Origin of the sequence: Pseudohongiella acticola (assembly GCF_001758195.1) — a bacterium.
Lineage (GTDB): Bacteria > Pseudomonadota > Gammaproteobacteria > Pseudomonadales > Pseudohongiellaceae > Pseudohongiella > Pseudohongiella acticola.
Map to the genome: position 1 here is coordinate 1051896 of NZ_MASR01000001.1, position 15454 is coordinate 1067349.

A 15454-nucleotide genomic window follows, 5' to 3' on the forward strand; every position below is an offset into this window, starting at 1 on the left:
ACACTAGATTTAGGAAGCCTAGTTGACACCTAGTGCATTAGGAATCAATCTGATCAATGTCTCGCTTGTGAGGTAGAATAGAAATTAGTGGCAAAAACAGGGTTTATTTCAAGTGGCAGAAAACAAATTTGTCTGCGAGTTCAATCTTCCAAAAATGGACTGTGCCGCTGAAGAGCAGATGGTTCGAATGGCATTTGCGCATATTGAACCACCTCCGACTCTTATTTTTGATCTAAAAAATCGCAGCCTTAGAATAGTCCACAGTGGCAAACTATCTGACATTCAGTCACGACTTGAAGCATTGCGCCTGGGTGCAAAATTGCAATCAGTGCGTGAACTTAGTGAAGATGAACTGACTCAGACCATGAAGCAGTCAGATGTAGATCATGCGCGCGAATCGTACGCACTCAAGTGGTTGTTAGCTATCAACGGGACTATGTTTTCTCTTGAGTTGATAGTCGGCTGGATAGCGCAATCTACCGGCTTGATCGCCGATTCCTTAGATATGTTCGCAGATGCCGCAGTTTATGGGCTGGCACTGTATGCGGTAGGGCGCGCTAGCAGCTTGAAGTTACGTGCAGCCCATCTGGCGGGGCTTTTACAGATGCTGCTCGCGTTGAGCGTACTTGGTGAGGTCGTGCGACGTTTCTTTTTGGGTAGTGAGCCTGTTTCCGGATTGATGATAAGCTTTGGGATGCTAGCGTTGGCAGCCAACATCGCTTGCCTGATAATAATTCATCGCGAGAAAGACAGCGGCGCACATATGAAGGCCAGCTGGATTTTTTCGGCAAATGACGTTATCGCCAACGTTGGCGTCATTCTCGCCGGGGTGTTGGTGACCTGGACAGGATCAAGTTATCCAGACCTGGTGATTGGTTTCATTATTGGTGCCATTGTATTAAACGGTGCCTGGCGCATTCTTCAGCTTAAAAATTAGCACATTGGACATTTGTACATGCCTCTATGATGAACGCAACCTAGAACAACACTTTAATACCCCCATTCACAATAAAACCATCAAGCGGGGCATAAATATCCCTGAATTGAGGATTCGATAGGCTGCCGGTGTAGATAGTATCGAACCGTGTTTGACGGGTATCACCAAAGTTTTCGAAATTAAGGAATAGCTTTACGTTTTCCGCCAAAGTCTTCTCTGTCATCACACCTGTGACCCAATAGCTTTTACCTCTGGCACCGTCGCTCAGACGCTGCGGTCCATAGTAATAAGCTTCAAGTCCTATCCTGAAATCATCTTCGCGCTCATAGATTAGAACATTGTTGAGCCGGTGTTCTGACACCAGCGGCGCTCTGGATACCGTACCCGCATAGTGCTCGCGCACATTCGCGTGCGTATAACCCAGAAACAGCTTGAAGTCGCCGTATGTGGCTGTAACAGTGATCTCTACGCCCCGCGTATCGACATATCCATCGGGTTGCGTAAATTCAAGGTTATCTCCCTGCTCCTGCAACTCCAGTGGATCGTCCACGCGTGTGTAAAACAGCAGCGAATTTAGCGTAATAAGGTTACCGTTACTCTGGGGTATCCGATAGGTCACATCCATGTTGACACCTTTGGACTGCTCCTCATTCATCGAGCTGCGGTCCAACGGTAATACATTGCGGAACTGCACACTCTCTGCTTCTTCAATGAATAATGAAGGCAAACGATAGCCCAGACCACCACCAGCGCGAACAGTGATGTCAGTCGTCGGCTCGTACAAAAACGCGACACGCGGCAGAGTAATGGTACCGTGATCATCGTTGTGGTCTACACGAACGCCTGCTTCAATACTGACGGTGTCGGTCAGCGGTCGGGAGTTTTGAATGAATGCACCCAGCGTATACTGAGAGAAATCCTGATTAAAGCCCGGTACGGCGTCCTGTTGTTCAAATTCTTCAGTGATCAGGCTCAAGCCCGTTATCCATTCGGCAGCACCCTTCGGCAGCGCGTAGTGCAGCTCGCTGAAGCTTGATTTTTGTACCCCCGCAAATCCAAAGTCGGCCATTTCAAGCTCTCGATCAAAGTGTCCCAGACTGTTTCTGAAATTTAAAGTCCCCTCTCCCAGCGGGCGACTATATTCAAGCTGACTTGACAACCGCTTGGTACGATTGTCTTCGTAATAGGGCTCGGCGACCGGCCTGTCTTTGATGTAATCCATATTGCCGCCGAGGCGATCTTCCACAACGGCGGTAATGCCGATGCTCAGCTCGCTTGAATCATCCAGATAGAAAAATGCGCGCGGATTCAGCGTCCATCGCTCAAATTGAGGAATAGCTGACAAGCCGACATCCGACGGATCATAGGCAGTGTTTTCGTTCCATGAAGCGAAAAGTGTGGTACCTACCTTGTCGCTGCGCGAAGCGTGAAAAGCACTGGCATCGAGTCCACCCGCCGAGGTTCGATTTAGTAACATGCTGGTCTCTGGCTCGTAATCAGGCACTTTGGTGATCAGATTCACTAAACCCGCTATTGCGCCGCCTCCATACAAGGTAGAAGAGGAGCCCTTGATGACCTCAACTGCCTGCAGATCCAGAGGCGCGATCTGGAGCAACCCAAGTCCACCGGCAAAACCCGAATACAATGGCAAGCCATCGCGCAACATTTGTGTGTAGCGGCCGTCCAGCCCCTGGATACGGATACTCGAGTTAAATGTGGTCGCCGAAGTCTGTTGAACCTGAATGCCGGTGCTTTCATTCAACAACATCCTGATGTCACCAGGTTTCATGTTCACCTTTTCACCAAGCTCTTCACCCGAGATTAATTCCACTCGTGTTGGCAAATCTTCCAATGAACGACGGCTTCGGGTAGAGGTCACCAGGATTTCTTCGACTGCCTCTTCCTGGGTATCTTCATCATCATCAGATTGGCCATACGCATCAGGTTGAACGATACAAAATACTAATACTCCACACACTAACGGGGACCAAAAAGACTGCATGATAAGAGCTCCTTTATGAACTGCAATTTTGGCTGACATCTGAATCAATGATGGAGGAGTCAGCTTTGTAGAACGCCGCTTTGGTGGCAATGGCCGACATTTAAAACCCTGTAGCTACTCCAGGGTCAATAGGGTATTATCTGGAAAAATTATAGAGGTGAGCATGCGGATAGGACAGCTAAGCCAAGCAACTGGCATAGGGATTGAAACAATTCGCTACTATGAGAAAGTTGGGTTGCTGCCCGACCCTGCACGATTGCCGAATGGTTATCGCGATTATGGCCCTGGGCACCTGGACAGATTGGCATTCATTCGCCAATGCCGCTCTCTGGATATATCAATCGCTGATATAGCGCGTTTGCTCGATTTTCGACATGGTAGTCCAACAGATTGCGATGCGATCAATCAGCTGGTCGATGAACATCTGGCTCAGATTCGTACTCAAATTGTCAGCATGCGTGCGCTAGAGAGCCAGCTCATTGAGTTGCGTAAACGCTGTTCAAAAGGAAAGAGAACGCCTGATTGCGGTATTCTCAATGAATTGACAACCTCAGCCCGTGGCAAAATGGCAATCAAACGGTTCCCTTCACATTGATTAGCAACTGATCAACCTCACAGCCAATCACAGTCTATGGTGTCATTCTATCCGTGCCCATATATCTTGGTATCCTGGTGACAGTGATCAGGGTGTTCAAACTCCAGCGTGGAATGCCGTATGTTGAACTCCGCCTCCAGCGCCTTTTTTAGCCGATGTTTGGTCTGCTCAAACTGATCCCAGGCGCCGGCATCAATGACTACATGAGCGTCTAGCGAGGCTTCATGCTCACCCATTTGCCAGCAATGCACATGATGAACATCAACCACGCCTTCGATCCTGGTGAGTACCTGAATGACAGCGTCCGTATCAATATTCAAAGGGCTCCCCAACATCAATGTTCTGATACTTCCACCGATTTCTGTCAGGCCAAGATAAAGAATATAGCTTGCGATGACGATGGTGATGACAGGGTCAACCCAACGCAGGTCGTAGAGCAGGATGAAAACACCGCCAATGATCACGGCGACTGATGCGAGCGCATCGGACAGATTATGCAGAAACAGCGCACGGATGTTGACGCTGTCTTTCTGCATTGAATAGGTGAGTAAGGCTGTCAGCGCATCCACGGCCAGAGCAATACCGCCCAGCCAGATGACCCACCAACCTTTGACTTCCGGGGGATCCAGTATCCGCATGCCACCTTCGTATATCAGGTACATCCCGATGATAATCAAGGTGGTGTAGTTTATCAGGGCTGCAACTACCTCAATTCGCCCATACCCAAAGGTCATCCTGGCGTCCGCCGGGCGACGCGAAATTTTCCGGGCGGCAAACGCAATGACCAGCGCTGCCATGTCCGAAAAGTTATGCAAGGCATCGGCAATAAGCGCCAGGCTGCCGGCAAAAATACCGCCCCCGATTTGCGCAAACGTCAGAATAGCATTGGCCCAGATGGCGATGGCAACGCGCTTATCCTTCGATTCCGGGGACATATGGTTGTGTTCGTGACTCATTGGATCACCCTCGTCCTAGTCGCTGGAAAATTGCCCCCGGCAAGGTCGCTAGGGGCAAAGCAATCACCTTTCCTTAAGTTTTTTGTCTTTCCTGTGCAGCAGGGTATAAAGCACCGGCAATACAAACAACGTCAGTAATGTTGACGAAATAATGCCGCCAATCACGACTGTAGCCAATGGCCTTTGAACCTCAGCACCTGTTCCGGTGTTTAGCGCCATGGGCACAAAACCCAAGGCCGCGACAAGCGCTGTCATCAGCACCGGCCGCAGACGTATCAATGCGCCTTCAGTTACTGACTTGATCAGGTCACCATTCTCGTGCCACAGGTCGCGGATGAAAGCCACCATCACCAGTCCATTGAGCACGGCTACACCCGACAAGGCAATAAAACCCACCCCGGCAGAGATTGACAAGGGCATGTCTCGCAACCATAAGGAGAATACCCCGCCTGTCAGAGCAAGCGGTACGCCACTGAAGATAATCAAGGCATCCTTGATCGAGCCAAATGCCATCACCAACAAAGCCACAATGATTGCCAGTGTGACCGGCACAACAATCGCAAGACGCTGACTGGCGGACTCCAGTTGTTCGAAGGTGCCACCATAGTCGAGCCAGTATCCGGCGGGCAGATCGACTTCCTGCTCCAACCGTCCCCGGATCTCATCCACAAAACCACCCAGGTCACGATCACGAACGTTGGCGGTAACCACAACCCGTCTTTTGCCGTTTTCGCGGCTGATCTGGTTAGGTGCGGGTGCCAGTTCCAACTCTGCCACTTCCGATAACGGTACATAGCCCCCGTCAGGAAGCGGCACGGGCAGATCCGCCAGGCTATCCACATCGCGGCGGATTTCTTCGGGCAACCGGACCACTAACTGGAAACGGCGATCGCCTTCGTAAATCAGGCCAGCATTCTCGCCACCGACGCCTGCTGCCACCAGGTCCTGCATGTCATCAACAGTCAGGCCGTAGCGCGACAGTGCCATGCGTTTGGGGTGAACCGAAAGCATGGGCAACCCAGTGACCTGTTCCAGTCGGGCATCAGCTGCGCCGGTGACCGACTCAACCACTTCCAGCACCTCAGTGGCCGAGGCAAGCAACTGATCCAGGTCATCACCGAATACCTTGATGCCCAGATCTGCCCGCACCCCTGAGATCAGCTCATTAAAACGCATCTCGATGGGCTGGGTGAACTCATAGTTGTTGCCGGGCAATTCTTCCACCGCCGCCTGGATTTCTGCGATCAGCGTATCCCTTGGTTTATCTGGCTCGGGCCACTCCTCGTTCGGCTTGAGAATCACAAAGTTGTCGGCCACGTTGGGCGGCATGGGATCGGTGGCGACCTCTGGCGTGCCGATTCGCGCAAAGACCTTGTCTACCTCCGGGAACTCCTTGATACGCTGCTCAAGCTGTTCCTGCATGGCAATCGACTGCTCCAGACCCGTGCCCGGAATGCGAAGTGCATGTAAGGCGATATCCCCTTCGTTAAGTTGCGGGATGAACTCAGAACCGAGCGTTGTCGCCAACCACAGACTGGCAGCCAGCAACACACCGGCACCGGTGAGTACCATCAAACGGAACCTTAGCGCGAGCTCCAATGCCGGACGGTAAAGCTTTTTGGAGACGTTGATGACAGCACTTTCCTTTTCCCGGACCTTGCCGGTCATGAACACAGCAACAGCGGCAGGCACAATGGTCAGCGAGAGCAGCATCGCGGAAAGCAGCGCCATGACAACCGTAGCGGCCATGGGATGGAACATCTTGCCCTCGACACCGGTGAGGGAGAAGATGGGGATGTACACTACGGTAATGATGGCCACACCGAACAGGCTGGGTCGGATAACCTCTGAGGTCGCTTCGTACACTAGCTGCAGCCGTTCCTTCAACGGTTGTCGTCCGCCACTGGCGTGCTGTGCTTCGGCCAGGCGTCGGGTGCAATTCTCCACGATGATGACCGCGCCATCGACAATGAGACCAAAATCCAACGCCCCCAGACTCATCAGGTTGGCGGAAACGCCGGTGCGCACCATGCCGGTAATAGTGGCAAGCATGGCCAGCGGAATCACTGCTGCGGTGATCAGAGCCGCGCGTAGATTGCCCAACAGCAGAAATAGCACGACAATCACCAGTAGCGCGCCTTCCAGCAGATTCTTCTCCACTGTAGCGATGGCTTTGTCAACTAATGTAGTACGGTCATAGACGGTTTCCAGTCGCACACCTTGCGGCAAGGAAGGACGGATCTCCTCCAGCCGTGCGGCGATGGCGCGAGCAACACTGCGGGAGTTTTCGCCCACCAACATCATGGCGGTGCCCAACACCGTTTCCACGCCATCGCGGGTGGCCGCACCCGTGCGCAACTCCTTGCCGATGGCCACCGTTGCGACATCCGCGATCCTGACAGGGGCGCCATTGCGATTGGCTATCACCACCTGCTCAATGTCACTGATGGTCTGCAATTGACCAGGCGAGCGTACCAACAACTGTTGACCTTCGCGCTCTATATAACCGGCACCACGATTAGCGTTGTTATTCTGCAATGCTGCAACAACGTCTTCGAGGCTGACGCCCAGCTCAAGCAGCTTTACCGGATAAGGGGTCACATGATATTGCTTATCGTAGCCGCCAATGGAGTTGACTTCGATGACACCCGGTACTTGGGCAAGTTGTGGTTTTATGATCCAGTCCTGCACTTCCCGAAGGGCCGTGGCATCCCAGGGCTCTCCGTTCTCCTGCAGAACGCCTGGGATAGCATCCACGGTGTACATGAAAATCTCACCCAGACCGGTAGAAATAGGTCCCATTTCTGGCTCCATCCCCGGTGGCAGGACACTCTTGATGGAGCCAAGACGCTCGTTGATCAGGTTACGCGCAAAATAGAGATCTGTGCCCTCTTCAAACACAACGGTGACCTGGGACAGGCCGTAGCGTGACAGCGAACGGGTGTAGGACAGATTCGGCAGCCCGTACAGTGCGGTTTCGACCGGGAAGGTGATACGTTGTTCGGCTTCCAGAGGCGAATAGCCGGGGGCTTCTGTGTTGATCTGTACCTGGACGTTGGTAATATCTGGCACCGCATCAATGGGCAGGCGCTGGAAGCTCCAGACCCCTGCCCCAATCAGCACCAGAATCAGGGATAACATAAGATACCGCCTCTCAACCGAGAAGCGTACGATTGCATCAATCATGGTGGCCTCCAGGCTTAGTGGGCGTGTTCTGCGCCGGATTTTTCAATGTCGGCTTTAATGAGATAGCTGTTGTCAACTACATAGCGCTCACCTGCCCGCAATCCGGACAGGACTTCGACAAACTCGCCATCGGTGAGACCGAGCTCCACGGGACGTGCTTCAAATGCGTTGCCTTCCTGGATGAATACAACCTGCGAGTTGTCCAGGGATTGCAATGCACGTCTCTCAATAACCAGCGGCGCCTCCATACGCTCCACCACGATGTGTCCGGTAACCAGACGCCCCGGGGCTAACAAGCCATCAGAATTGTCAATTGGCACTCGGGCAATGACATAGGGAGAGTCATCGCCTTGCGGCAGGATGTCGCGAATGCTGGCCTCGATTTGAGTATCACCAGTATCGATACGGACCATCTGTCCGGGGGCTACCTGTTGGCGTTGACCTGGAAAGATTTTCAGCTCTACCAACAACGTATCAAGCGGGGCGATGGTAAATAAGGTCTGCTCCGCCGCCACCCCGCCCAGATTGGCGTTGCGCTCCAGTACGGTGCCACTTATGGGCGCTGTCACCGTGTAGGTTTGAAGGCTGTCATTAGACTCGACAGCAATAAGCCGGTCACCGGCCTCGACGCTATCGCCCAGGCCTGCATTCACATTGACAATCTGCCCGGGAAAGCGGGCTCGAATGTGTACTATGCTGTCAGGGTCCAGCGTCAATTTTCCGTAACTCACCAACGTTCGAACCAGTGTGCCGTCACCGGCCTCTCTACTACGGATACCGGTCTGCTCAGCCATGTTGGCTGAGATTTCCACGTGGGCGCTCTCCGACTCTTCATGGCCTCCGTGTTGCTCACCCTCTTCGTGTTCACCTTCTTCATGCTCACCGGCTGCCTCATGATTCTGGTGTTCAGCATTTTCTTCATGTTCGTGAGTATCTTGTGCGGCAAGCATCGGAGCTGATGTCATTGCACATAGACTGGCAAGAATAAATAATAAATTAACGTTTTTCATAGTGATTGTCCTTTTTCAGCGATCAGCCAGCGGCTGGGCTGTCAGTTGTTCGATCAAGGCCTGGTTCAGCAGTGCTGTTGCCGCGGTGTCGACCAGAGCACGCTGTGCGGCGAGTAATTCACGTTGTGCGGCCATCCATTCCACATAGCTGTAGCGCCCGCTTTCATAAGCTTCGCGGGTTTGAGTTAGCGCCTCGCTCAGATCAGGTAGCATCTCGTTGCGGATCCGCTCCACGGCGGCTATGCTTTGCTGCCTTTGTTGATAGGCATCAAACAGATATGAATGCAGGTTCAGCAGCGTGGTCTCGCGTCGATACCTGACTTCGTCGCGGGCCGCTCGTGCCGCGCGTACTTCGCCACGGTTACGTTGGACTGGGAACAGTGGCACGGAAAATCCAGCTGTAAATGCGAAGTCATCAGTATCTTCCCTGCGTCGGACACCCACTTGCCAGCCAATGTCGCTTTCGGACTGGCTACGGGCCAGTTGAATCTCTGCTTCGCGCACTCGCTGTTCACTGGCATAGACCTGAATGGCAGGGCTGTCGCTGACGCGCTGGAACAAGGACTCAAAACTGTCGGAAGACCCGAATTGAAACAGATCACCCTGCAACTGACCGAACTCTACCGAAGTGTCCCCCCACAACAGAGCCAGTGCCATCTTTCGGCTAACCAGCTCCGATTGCAGGCGTGACTGTTCAATCTGCCTTTGCGTCAGCGCAGCCCTGGCCCGCAATACCTCAGCCTGGGATGTAGCGCCCTGATTGGCACGCCGGGTAACGATATCAAGTGTCGACTGAGCCAGTGAAATTGCATCAGCGGCAAGTTGAAGTTTCTCCTGCAATGCCAGGGTGGCAACAAAACGCTGAGTGACTTGCCCCAGCAGGTCAAGGGTTTCGGCCCGACGTTCCGCCTCTACAAGTTCTCGCCGCGAATCGACTGCACTGACTCGTGCCTGCCGCTGCCCGCCAAGTTCAAGAGTTGACGACAGTGTCAGGGTAAGCTCCGCGCCCACCAGGCCGCGCGCATCGGCGGTACCAAGAAAGTTCTCGACCTCTGCACCGACTTCCAGTGCCGGGTTCAGGTTGGCCGTTATTCGGCGTCCCTGAAGCCCATCAAGACGCAGGTCAAAGACCTGTAACCGCGGGTTTTGCGCCATGGTGCGGGACATGGCATCGCTCAGGGTGAGCGTGCTATCTGCCGCGTGGACGGCGGTGACATTGAGCGGATATACAATAACCGCCCACAACAATAGGTAAAAAATACGATACGACAATGCGCATCTCCCCGCATACACGGGCAATTTGGCAGGCATGAGAATGCTCCTACGAAAGTCTGAAAAACAGCTATTCCCTGATCAGGGAAGATATAAGCAGTGTCAGGCGATCGGAGGGCGCAGCAGTGGGGGGTGGATGCCTTTCAGCAAGCTGGCTCGATAAACCAGTACAACTGAAGCTTCGGCAATAGCAGGAAGAGATGTCTGTGGTATCACCAACCCCATATGGAAACAGTTATGGTTGTGATGACAATCAGCGCTGGAGTGATGAGACTCGTTTTGAGAAGAATTGCTTTTGTGCACTTCTCTTTCGATATCAGCCGACGCCAACGAGTGCTCATGGTGCGGTGCTGACGCGTGGTGAAGCTGCTCTTCATAGGCAATAGAAACCAGTGACTGCAAAGCAATCATTAGCGTTATTGCGATAATGAAACAGCGTTTAATCATAAACTCCACCTAAACACAATCGTGAGTCTAACAGAACCACAATACTAAAGAAAGATCTCCAAATTCTACACGATTCCTGCAGGCGGGTTTTGACCCAGCCTTGAGTGCTGGTAATAAGGTCGTCGACGACGACACATTTCTGTTTATAATGAATAAGGGTTGAACTCATGTAGATCATGCACGAGAATCGCGAGCACTCAAATGGTTGTTAGGTATCAACGCGGCTAAGTTTGCTCTAGAGTTAGCAGTCGTCTGGATAGCGTAGTCTACTGGCTTGATCGTAGATTCGTTAGATATGTTCGCAGATGCCGCAGTTTACGGGCTGGCACTATATGCAGTGGGGCGCGCCAGCAGCTTGAAGTTACATGCAGCCCATCTGCCGGGCCTTTTACAGATGCTGCTCGCGTTGAGCGTACTTAGTGAGGTCGTGCGACGTTTCTTTTTGTGTAGTGAGGATGTTTCCGGATTGATGACAGGCTTTCGGGTGCAAGCGTTAACAGCCAACATCGCTTGTCTCACAATAATCCATCGCGAAAAAATCAGCGGCTCACATATGAATGCCAACTGGATTTTCTCGCCCAATGACTTTATCGCCAATTATGGCGCCATTCTCGCCGGTGTGTTGGTCTGGCCAGTATCAAGTTATCCAGACATGGTGATTGGTTTTATTATTGGTTTCATCGTATTAAACGGTGCCTGACGCATTCTTCAGCTTAAAAATTATCACGTTGGACATTTTTACGTGCTTCTATGATGAGCACTACCTTGAACAACACGTTAATTCCCCCGTTTACAATAGAACCATCAAGCGGGGCGTAAATATCCCTTAATTGAGGACTCGATAGGCTGCCTGTGTAGATCGTGTCGAATCGTGTTTGACAGCTAGAGCCTAGATAGAGAAAAGGGTTCGGCGATTTCGACCACACCCGCACCTGCAACAACGGAGGTGGCTCCTATCAGGAACCGGCGCCGAGGCTCATTCTCTTCAGTCATTTCATGCCTATCCTCTGTTTATTTGCTGCCTTACCACTGTGGCAATGGACTGCGCATCAGACTGATTCGCTCGTAATAAACCTGACGTATCCAAAGTGCCGCCTTGATTGCAGTATCCAAAAGCGATACATCGATCAACGCCAAGATCCAGAGGGCGGCAGACACCGAGCAATATTTCCGGTCGCAGGTGTGATACAAAAATTCGCAAACGAATGTCATCGGGAAACAGGCTCGTGTGGGCAGCCACATCGCTGACATAAGTCTGCTCATAAAGGTCTCGCGGTTGGCGAAAGCGACCCGGTTCCAACAGGTACGTTATGCGGCATTGAATACCTTGTTTAGACAAAGTGCGTTTTACCTCCTGACAAATGCCTAATTGATAGGCGCCTACCGCGACCAGTTGTACCGGTGCACCGTCAGTCTTATCCAACGTCAATGCGCCCTGCTCTGCCAACTGGGCTGCCTGCTTGGGTGTGAATACTGTAACAACGTCATTTTTGGGAATCGTCATCCCCCAGATTTGACCCTGGGTCTGGTAACAGGCATCGAGGCAGGCGACAGCACTATTGGCATCGGCGGGATACACAACTCTCGCCATATCGCTCATTTCCCCCAGCAGTACCTCGCCAAAGGCGGAATCCTGATGGGATTGTTCATTCTTTCCGTTCTCCCATAGATGCGAGGTGGCAATCACCGGCACCGACAGCCAGCCCGGCGGTCGCCCCAGCGCTTTTTGATGGCGCGCAAAAATGATTTCCTGGCGCACTGCACCGATCATTTTCATGGCGAAGGCTTCATAGCTCACCACCAGGTTCAGACCGCCTTTGTTTCCCAGCGCCGCGTTTACGACCGCCTCTTCATTGAGTGCGGTAATCACCGAGCCGTGAATGGATTCGGCCACACCCTGTTCTGGCTTCAGCACCCGGTGCTTGAGCAAATCCAGTGTCTTGCCCATCCGGTTGCTACTCAGCTCATCCGGGTTGCCGATACGGACCCGCCTATCGGGATTACCAAGGTGCCATTCGCAGAATCGCGCGTCCACCGCTGCCATCGGCGATATCGGGTCGCCCTCGGTTTGCCATTGTGGTTCTGTGGGAGATTGAAGCATGACGTTGCGCATACACAGGGCATGATGTTTTTCTGATACGCGATTATCGGCCTCATGCTGCGCAATTTGTGAGATAGCCAGTTCCAGCTCACTTCGCGGAAGAAATAATTTGGCCGCATGTTCGTTAAACAAGTTGCGGGAGTGTTCATCAATACCGGGGTTACCCGGTAGGGGCGTGCCGTGGGCGGCATTGGTACCGGCACCGTAAAAGCCGTAGCCTTTTTCTGTTTCCGCTATTAGGTAAGGCAGCTTCACCGGATAGTGCATATGGCCTTCACGGATGTGCGCGCTGCAGGCTTCCAGCCGCGCTTCGGATTCAAAAATACCCCAGACAAACGCCGCCGGATCACGCCCGTCGATGGCGATGGGGTGAAAATCATTGTGTTCCAGATGTTCGTAAAACCAGGACAAACCACCTTGCTGATACATTGTGGAACGCTGGTCAATGCGCCTGCCATTGGCAATCATCACCGGTGTCACCAGCCCGCAATCCTCGGCGCGCCACCAGCGGCTGGCCCAGTCGCTACCGCGCTGTTCTTCAAAGGCACCGTCACTTAAAAACGCCACTAGCCTTTCGCCGGATAAGGGCATATGCACGTATTGCAGTTCAGCGAAGCCCAAATAGCCGCCCTCAATCAGGCCACCGGCGGTGTGAGGACTCACATGGCTACCCAGAGGAACGCCGGGGCGACCATCATCCGTTTTGGCGTAGCTGTAAAAATCCTGCGCTAGCTGTGTCAGCCCCTGTTCACTCAACGGATAGCGTTCAGACTGCTCCGGATAGAGGTTTTGCAACAGCACGTTGACCGAATCGATGGCGGCCACACAGTGCCCTTGTCCCATCAACCAACTGCGGGTGATACCGGCCAGGCGATTGGCAGCCATATAGCCCACATAGGCAGGCACCATATTCAGGGAGCCGCCGGTATGCCCCTGAGGGTTAGTTTTAAAATCTGATGGCCCGAGTGCGCTGCCGCTGAAATCCACTCTGTTGCTATAGGTCATATGCACCACCAACCACATGGACGCGCTGGCAAGGCGATCTGCGGCAGACAATATATCCAGCACTTCATCGATCTGTTTAAACCGTCCTGTACACAGCAGTTGCTGGCAAAGATCGAACACTCTCACCTGCGTTTCGTCCCGGTGTTGGATCACACCATAACCTTCCGCCCAGCGCGCAAAGGAAGGATAGGTATCTCGATATAACTTTGCCCGCTGTTGTGTCCGATGATCGTTTTGTTGATCTATGGCATACATGGAATTTCCTCAATCAGTCAACGACTGAAATTCATTCTAAAAAGAAAAGTGGTGTTGTATGGAGCGCAACATAGAATCCGCCTCATCGGCGGCCACCACCCAACACTGCACTGGTGATGCTGGTTGCGATAAAATCAGTGGTAAAGCAGACTGAACCAGAGGCTCTTTTAATGCAATACCCAAGTGGGAAAGACCGGACAACAAGCGGCAGCAAATATCGACGTTGTTTTCCGCAATACCGCCGCTAAGCACGATACCGTCCAGCCCGCCCAGAATGGCGAAATACGCGCCCAGTGTTTTCTGGAATCGATAACGGAAAAAATCAAACGCCAGCTGGTGTTGAAACTGTTCGCTCGCAAACAAATCCGCCATGTTATCGATTCCGCCGGACAAACCCCGCCAGCCGGATTCGCAATTGAGAACCCTGTCGGTATCCTCGGGCGTCCAACCCTCCTGCCACTGCAACCAGGTCAGCAAACCGGGATCGATATCTCCGCTGCGCGTGCGCATCAACAACCCTTCATTGGGCGTAAAGCCCATGGTGGTATCGACTGGTTTGCCGTCGCGGATGGCGGCCATGGAACAGCCGCTTCCCAGTTGCGCAGTCACCAGGGTGTAGTGTTCGGCCTTGGGCTTCACTGCCTCCCAGTGTTTGACCATGGACTCATGAGCAAAACCGTGAAACCCGTAACGGCGTAATCGATATTTCTCAGTGAGTGCGACGGATAGTCCATAAATCTGTGACAGCACCGGCAGGTCGCTGAAAAACTCACTATCGAAAACCGCAAAAACGGGAATGGAAAATCGGGTATTCCGAAGCTGCTCAATCAGTTCAATGGCCGCCTTATTGTGCAGTGGCGCCAGTGGTATCAGGGTTTGCAGTTGCCGAAAGTTATCGTCGTTGATGGGGAGAGGTTTAAGATATTCAGAGCCCCCGTGTACGACTCTGATAATCACCGCGCGAACATCATGATTTGTCAGCACATCGGTCAGCCAAGGGGGCGCGCCAGGATAAGTCTGCGCAGCTGATTGGCCGACACCTGCTTGCCCAATAGCAACAGGCACCGTTGCACCCGCATATTCAAGCGCCGAGACGTTATGCGTGCTCCACTTGATGGATGAACTACCCGGATTCAACACCAACAGAACCGGTTTGTCATAGCGCGGCAAACTGCTCATCAGCTGGATAATCAGTCGGATGACTGCAAGCGGTTATAAATGGCCGCCAGCAACCACCCGGCGATACCCGCTACCACGAACCAGGCCACCAGCCCGATAACGACACCAGTGAGAGTCAAGTGCCAACCCATCTCATTCAGTTGCATATGCACCATTTCTCCGGACATGGACAACATCATGGAAGGCATTAACATCACCAGCAGACTGCAAGCCAGCCACAGTATCGCCGCGGTAATCGCGCTGGCCATCCCGAATTTGAACGCATTAAGTGTCATGATTATTCCTCCGTTTATGGTGGTGTATCTGTGAGAAATTAGTGTCTCTACAAATCCCCGAACCGGTTGGCAGACTGCGCCATACGCATCATTTCGTGCTCTTCCAGGGACCGGAGTGATTCCATCAACTCTTTGGCAGAGGGGATATCCGCCCTGGAGGCGAGATAGCGATACAGTTCAATCACCTGCTGGTGTTGATCGACTATCACCTCCATGATTTGCGGATTATCTCTT

The 15454-nt window shown here is 52.7% G+C and carries 14 protein-coding genes; 3 read left to right on the forward strand and 11 right to left on the reverse strand.

Going from position 1 to position 15454, the window contains the following annotated elements; translation table 11 throughout:
• The first annotated feature begins 112 nt into the window (after positions 1-112).
• Positions 113-937: a cation transporter gene (locus PHACT_RS04335; protein ID WP_237133493.1), complete on the forward strand. Its 825-nt coding sequence runs from the start codon at positions 113-115 to the stop codon at positions 935-937.
• A gap of 40 nt (positions 938-977) precedes the next feature.
• Here PHACT_RS04335 and PHACT_RS04340 read toward each other — a convergent pair whose 3' ends face one another.
• On the reverse strand, positions 978-2939 hold the full coding sequence (locus PHACT_RS04340) for a TonB-dependent receptor plug domain-containing protein (RefSeq protein ID WP_070116082.1): 1962 nt from the start codon (positions 2937-2939) through the stop codon (positions 978-980).
• Between the two features lie 163 nt (positions 2940-3102).
• On the opposite strand from PHACT_RS04340, the gene PHACT_RS04345 reads away from it, so the two are divergent.
• Positions 3103-3534 (forward strand): Cd(II)/Pb(II)-responsive transcriptional regulator, encoded by a 432-nt coding sequence (locus PHACT_RS04345; RefSeq protein WP_070116083.1) that lies wholly within the window; start codon positions 3103-3105, stop codon positions 3532-3534.
• Between the two features lie 47 nt (positions 3535-3581).
• Here the strand turns inward: PHACT_RS04345 and PHACT_RS04350 are convergent, their stop codons facing one another.
• The 5 genes from PHACT_RS04350 to PHACT_RS16145 all read right to left on the reverse strand — a co-directional run bounded on the left by PHACT_RS04350 (position 3582) and on the right by PHACT_RS16145 (position 10405).
• Positions 3582-4490, reverse strand: a complete 909-nt coding sequence (locus PHACT_RS04350; protein WP_070116084.1) for a cation diffusion facilitator family transporter — start codon at positions 4488-4490, stop codon at positions 3582-3584.
• Positions 4491-4553: 63 nt separating this feature from the next.
• A complete protein-coding gene (locus PHACT_RS04355; protein WP_070116085.1) occupies positions 4554-7676 on the reverse strand; it encodes an efflux RND transporter permease subunit in 3123 nt (1040 codons plus the stop codon).
• Positions 7677-7690: 14 nt separating this feature from the next.
• Positions 7691-8626, reverse strand: coding sequence for an efflux RND transporter periplasmic adaptor subunit (locus tag PHACT_RS04360; RefSeq protein ID WP_169819391.1), 936 nt, complete (start codon positions 8624-8626; stop codon positions 7691-7693).
• A gap of 75 nt (positions 8627-8701) precedes the next feature.
• Positions 8702-9997 (reverse strand): TolC family protein, encoded by a 1296-nt coding sequence (locus PHACT_RS04365; protein WP_070116087.1) that lies wholly within the window; start codon positions 9995-9997, stop codon positions 8702-8704.
• 63 nt (positions 9998-10060) lie between these two features.
• Positions 10061-10405, reverse strand: a complete 345-nt coding sequence (locus PHACT_RS16145; protein ID WP_139141438.1) for a hypothetical protein — start codon at positions 10403-10405, stop codon at positions 10061-10063.
• 274 nt (positions 10406-10679) lie between these two features.
• Between PHACT_RS16145 and PHACT_RS04370 the strand changes: the two genes are divergently transcribed.
• Positions 10680-11105 carry a cation transporter gene (locus tag PHACT_RS04370; protein ID WP_317622243.1) on the forward strand — a complete coding sequence of 142 codons (426 nt, stop codon included), beginning with the start codon at positions 10680-10682 and terminating at the stop codon, positions 11103-11105.
• 182 nt (positions 11106-11287) lie between these two features.
• Here the strand turns inward: PHACT_RS04370 and PHACT_RS16735 are convergent, their stop codons facing one another.
• Genes PHACT_RS16735 through PHACT_RS04390 form a run of 5 tightly spaced genes read right to left on the reverse strand, consistent with a single transcriptional unit; the run spans position 11288 to position 15435 of the window.
• Positions 11288-11398, reverse strand: a complete 111-nt coding sequence (locus tag PHACT_RS16735; protein ID WP_082866605.1) for a ubiquinol-cytochrome c reductase iron-sulfur subunit N-terminal domain-containing protein — start codon at positions 11396-11398, stop codon at positions 11288-11290.
• A gap of 7 nt (positions 11399-11405) precedes the next feature.
• Complete coding sequence (locus tag PHACT_RS04375; protein WP_070116089.1) at positions 11406-13766, reverse strand: phosphoketolase family protein; 2361 nt, start codon at positions 13764-13766, stop codon at positions 11406-11408.
• Positions 13767-13802: 36 nt separating this feature from the next.
• On the reverse strand, positions 13803-14945 hold the full coding sequence (locus PHACT_RS04380; protein ID WP_070116090.1) for an acetate/propionate family kinase: 1143 nt from the start codon (positions 14943-14945) through the stop codon (positions 13803-13805).
• An 11-nt stretch (positions 14946-14956) separates the two neighbouring features.
• Positions 14957-15220: a DUF5676 family membrane protein gene (locus PHACT_RS04385; protein WP_052041364.1), complete on the reverse strand. Its 264-nt coding sequence runs from the start codon at positions 15218-15220 to the stop codon at positions 14957-14959.
• 47 nt (positions 15221-15267) lie between these two features.
• A complete protein-coding gene (locus PHACT_RS04390; protein WP_293613820.1) occupies positions 15268-15435 on the reverse strand; it encodes a hypothetical protein in 168 nt (55 codons plus the stop codon).
• Positions 15436-15454: the final 19 nt, after the last annotated feature.

Bases quoted from the DNA above. Each gene is read 5' to 3' on its own strand.
- PHACT_RS16145 (WP_139141438.1), bottom strand. From the start codon at position 10,405: ATGATTAAACGCTGTTTCATTATCGCAATAACGCTAATGATTGCTTTG.
- PHACT_RS04345 (WP_070116083.1), top strand. From the start codon at position 3,103: ATGCGGATAGGACAGCTAAGCCAAGCAACTGGCATAGGGATTGAAACA.
- PHACT_RS16735 (WP_082866605.1), bottom strand. From the start codon at position 11,398: ATGACTGAAGAGAATGAGCCTCGGCGCCGGTTCCTGATAGGAGCCACC.
- PHACT_RS04390 (WP_293613820.1), bottom strand. From the start codon at position 15,435: ATGGAGGTGATAGTCGATCAACACCAGCAGGTGATTGAACTGTATCGC.
- PHACT_RS04375 (WP_070116089.1), bottom strand. From the start codon at position 13,766: ATGTATGCCATAGATCAACAAAACGATCATCGGACACAACAGCGGGCA.
- PHACT_RS04355 (WP_070116085.1), bottom strand. From the start codon at position 7,676: ATGATTGATGCAATCGTACGCTTCTCGGTTGAGAGGCGGTATCTTATG.
- PHACT_RS04340 (WP_070116082.1), bottom strand. From the start codon at position 2,939: ATGCAGTCTTTTTGGTCCCCGTTAGTGTGTGGAGTATTAGTATTTTGT.
- PHACT_RS04350 (WP_070116084.1), bottom strand. From the start codon at position 4,490: ATGAGTCACGAACACAACCATATGTCCCCGGAATCGAAGGATAAGCGC.
- PHACT_RS04380 (WP_070116090.1), bottom strand. From the start codon at position 14,945: ATGAGCAGTTTGCCGCGCTATGACAAACCGGTTCTGTTGGTGTTGAAT.
- PHACT_RS04385 (WP_052041364.1), bottom strand. From the start codon at position 15,220: ATGACACTTAATGCGTTCAAATTCGGGATGGCCAGCGCGATTACCGCG.
- PHACT_RS04360 (WP_169819391.1), bottom strand. From the start codon at position 8,626: ATGCTTGCCGCACAAGATACTCACGAACATGAAGAAAATGCTGAACAC.
- PHACT_RS04365 (WP_070116087.1), bottom strand. From the start codon at position 9,997: ATGCCTGCCAAATTGCCCGTGTATGCGGGGAGATGCGCATTGTCGTAT.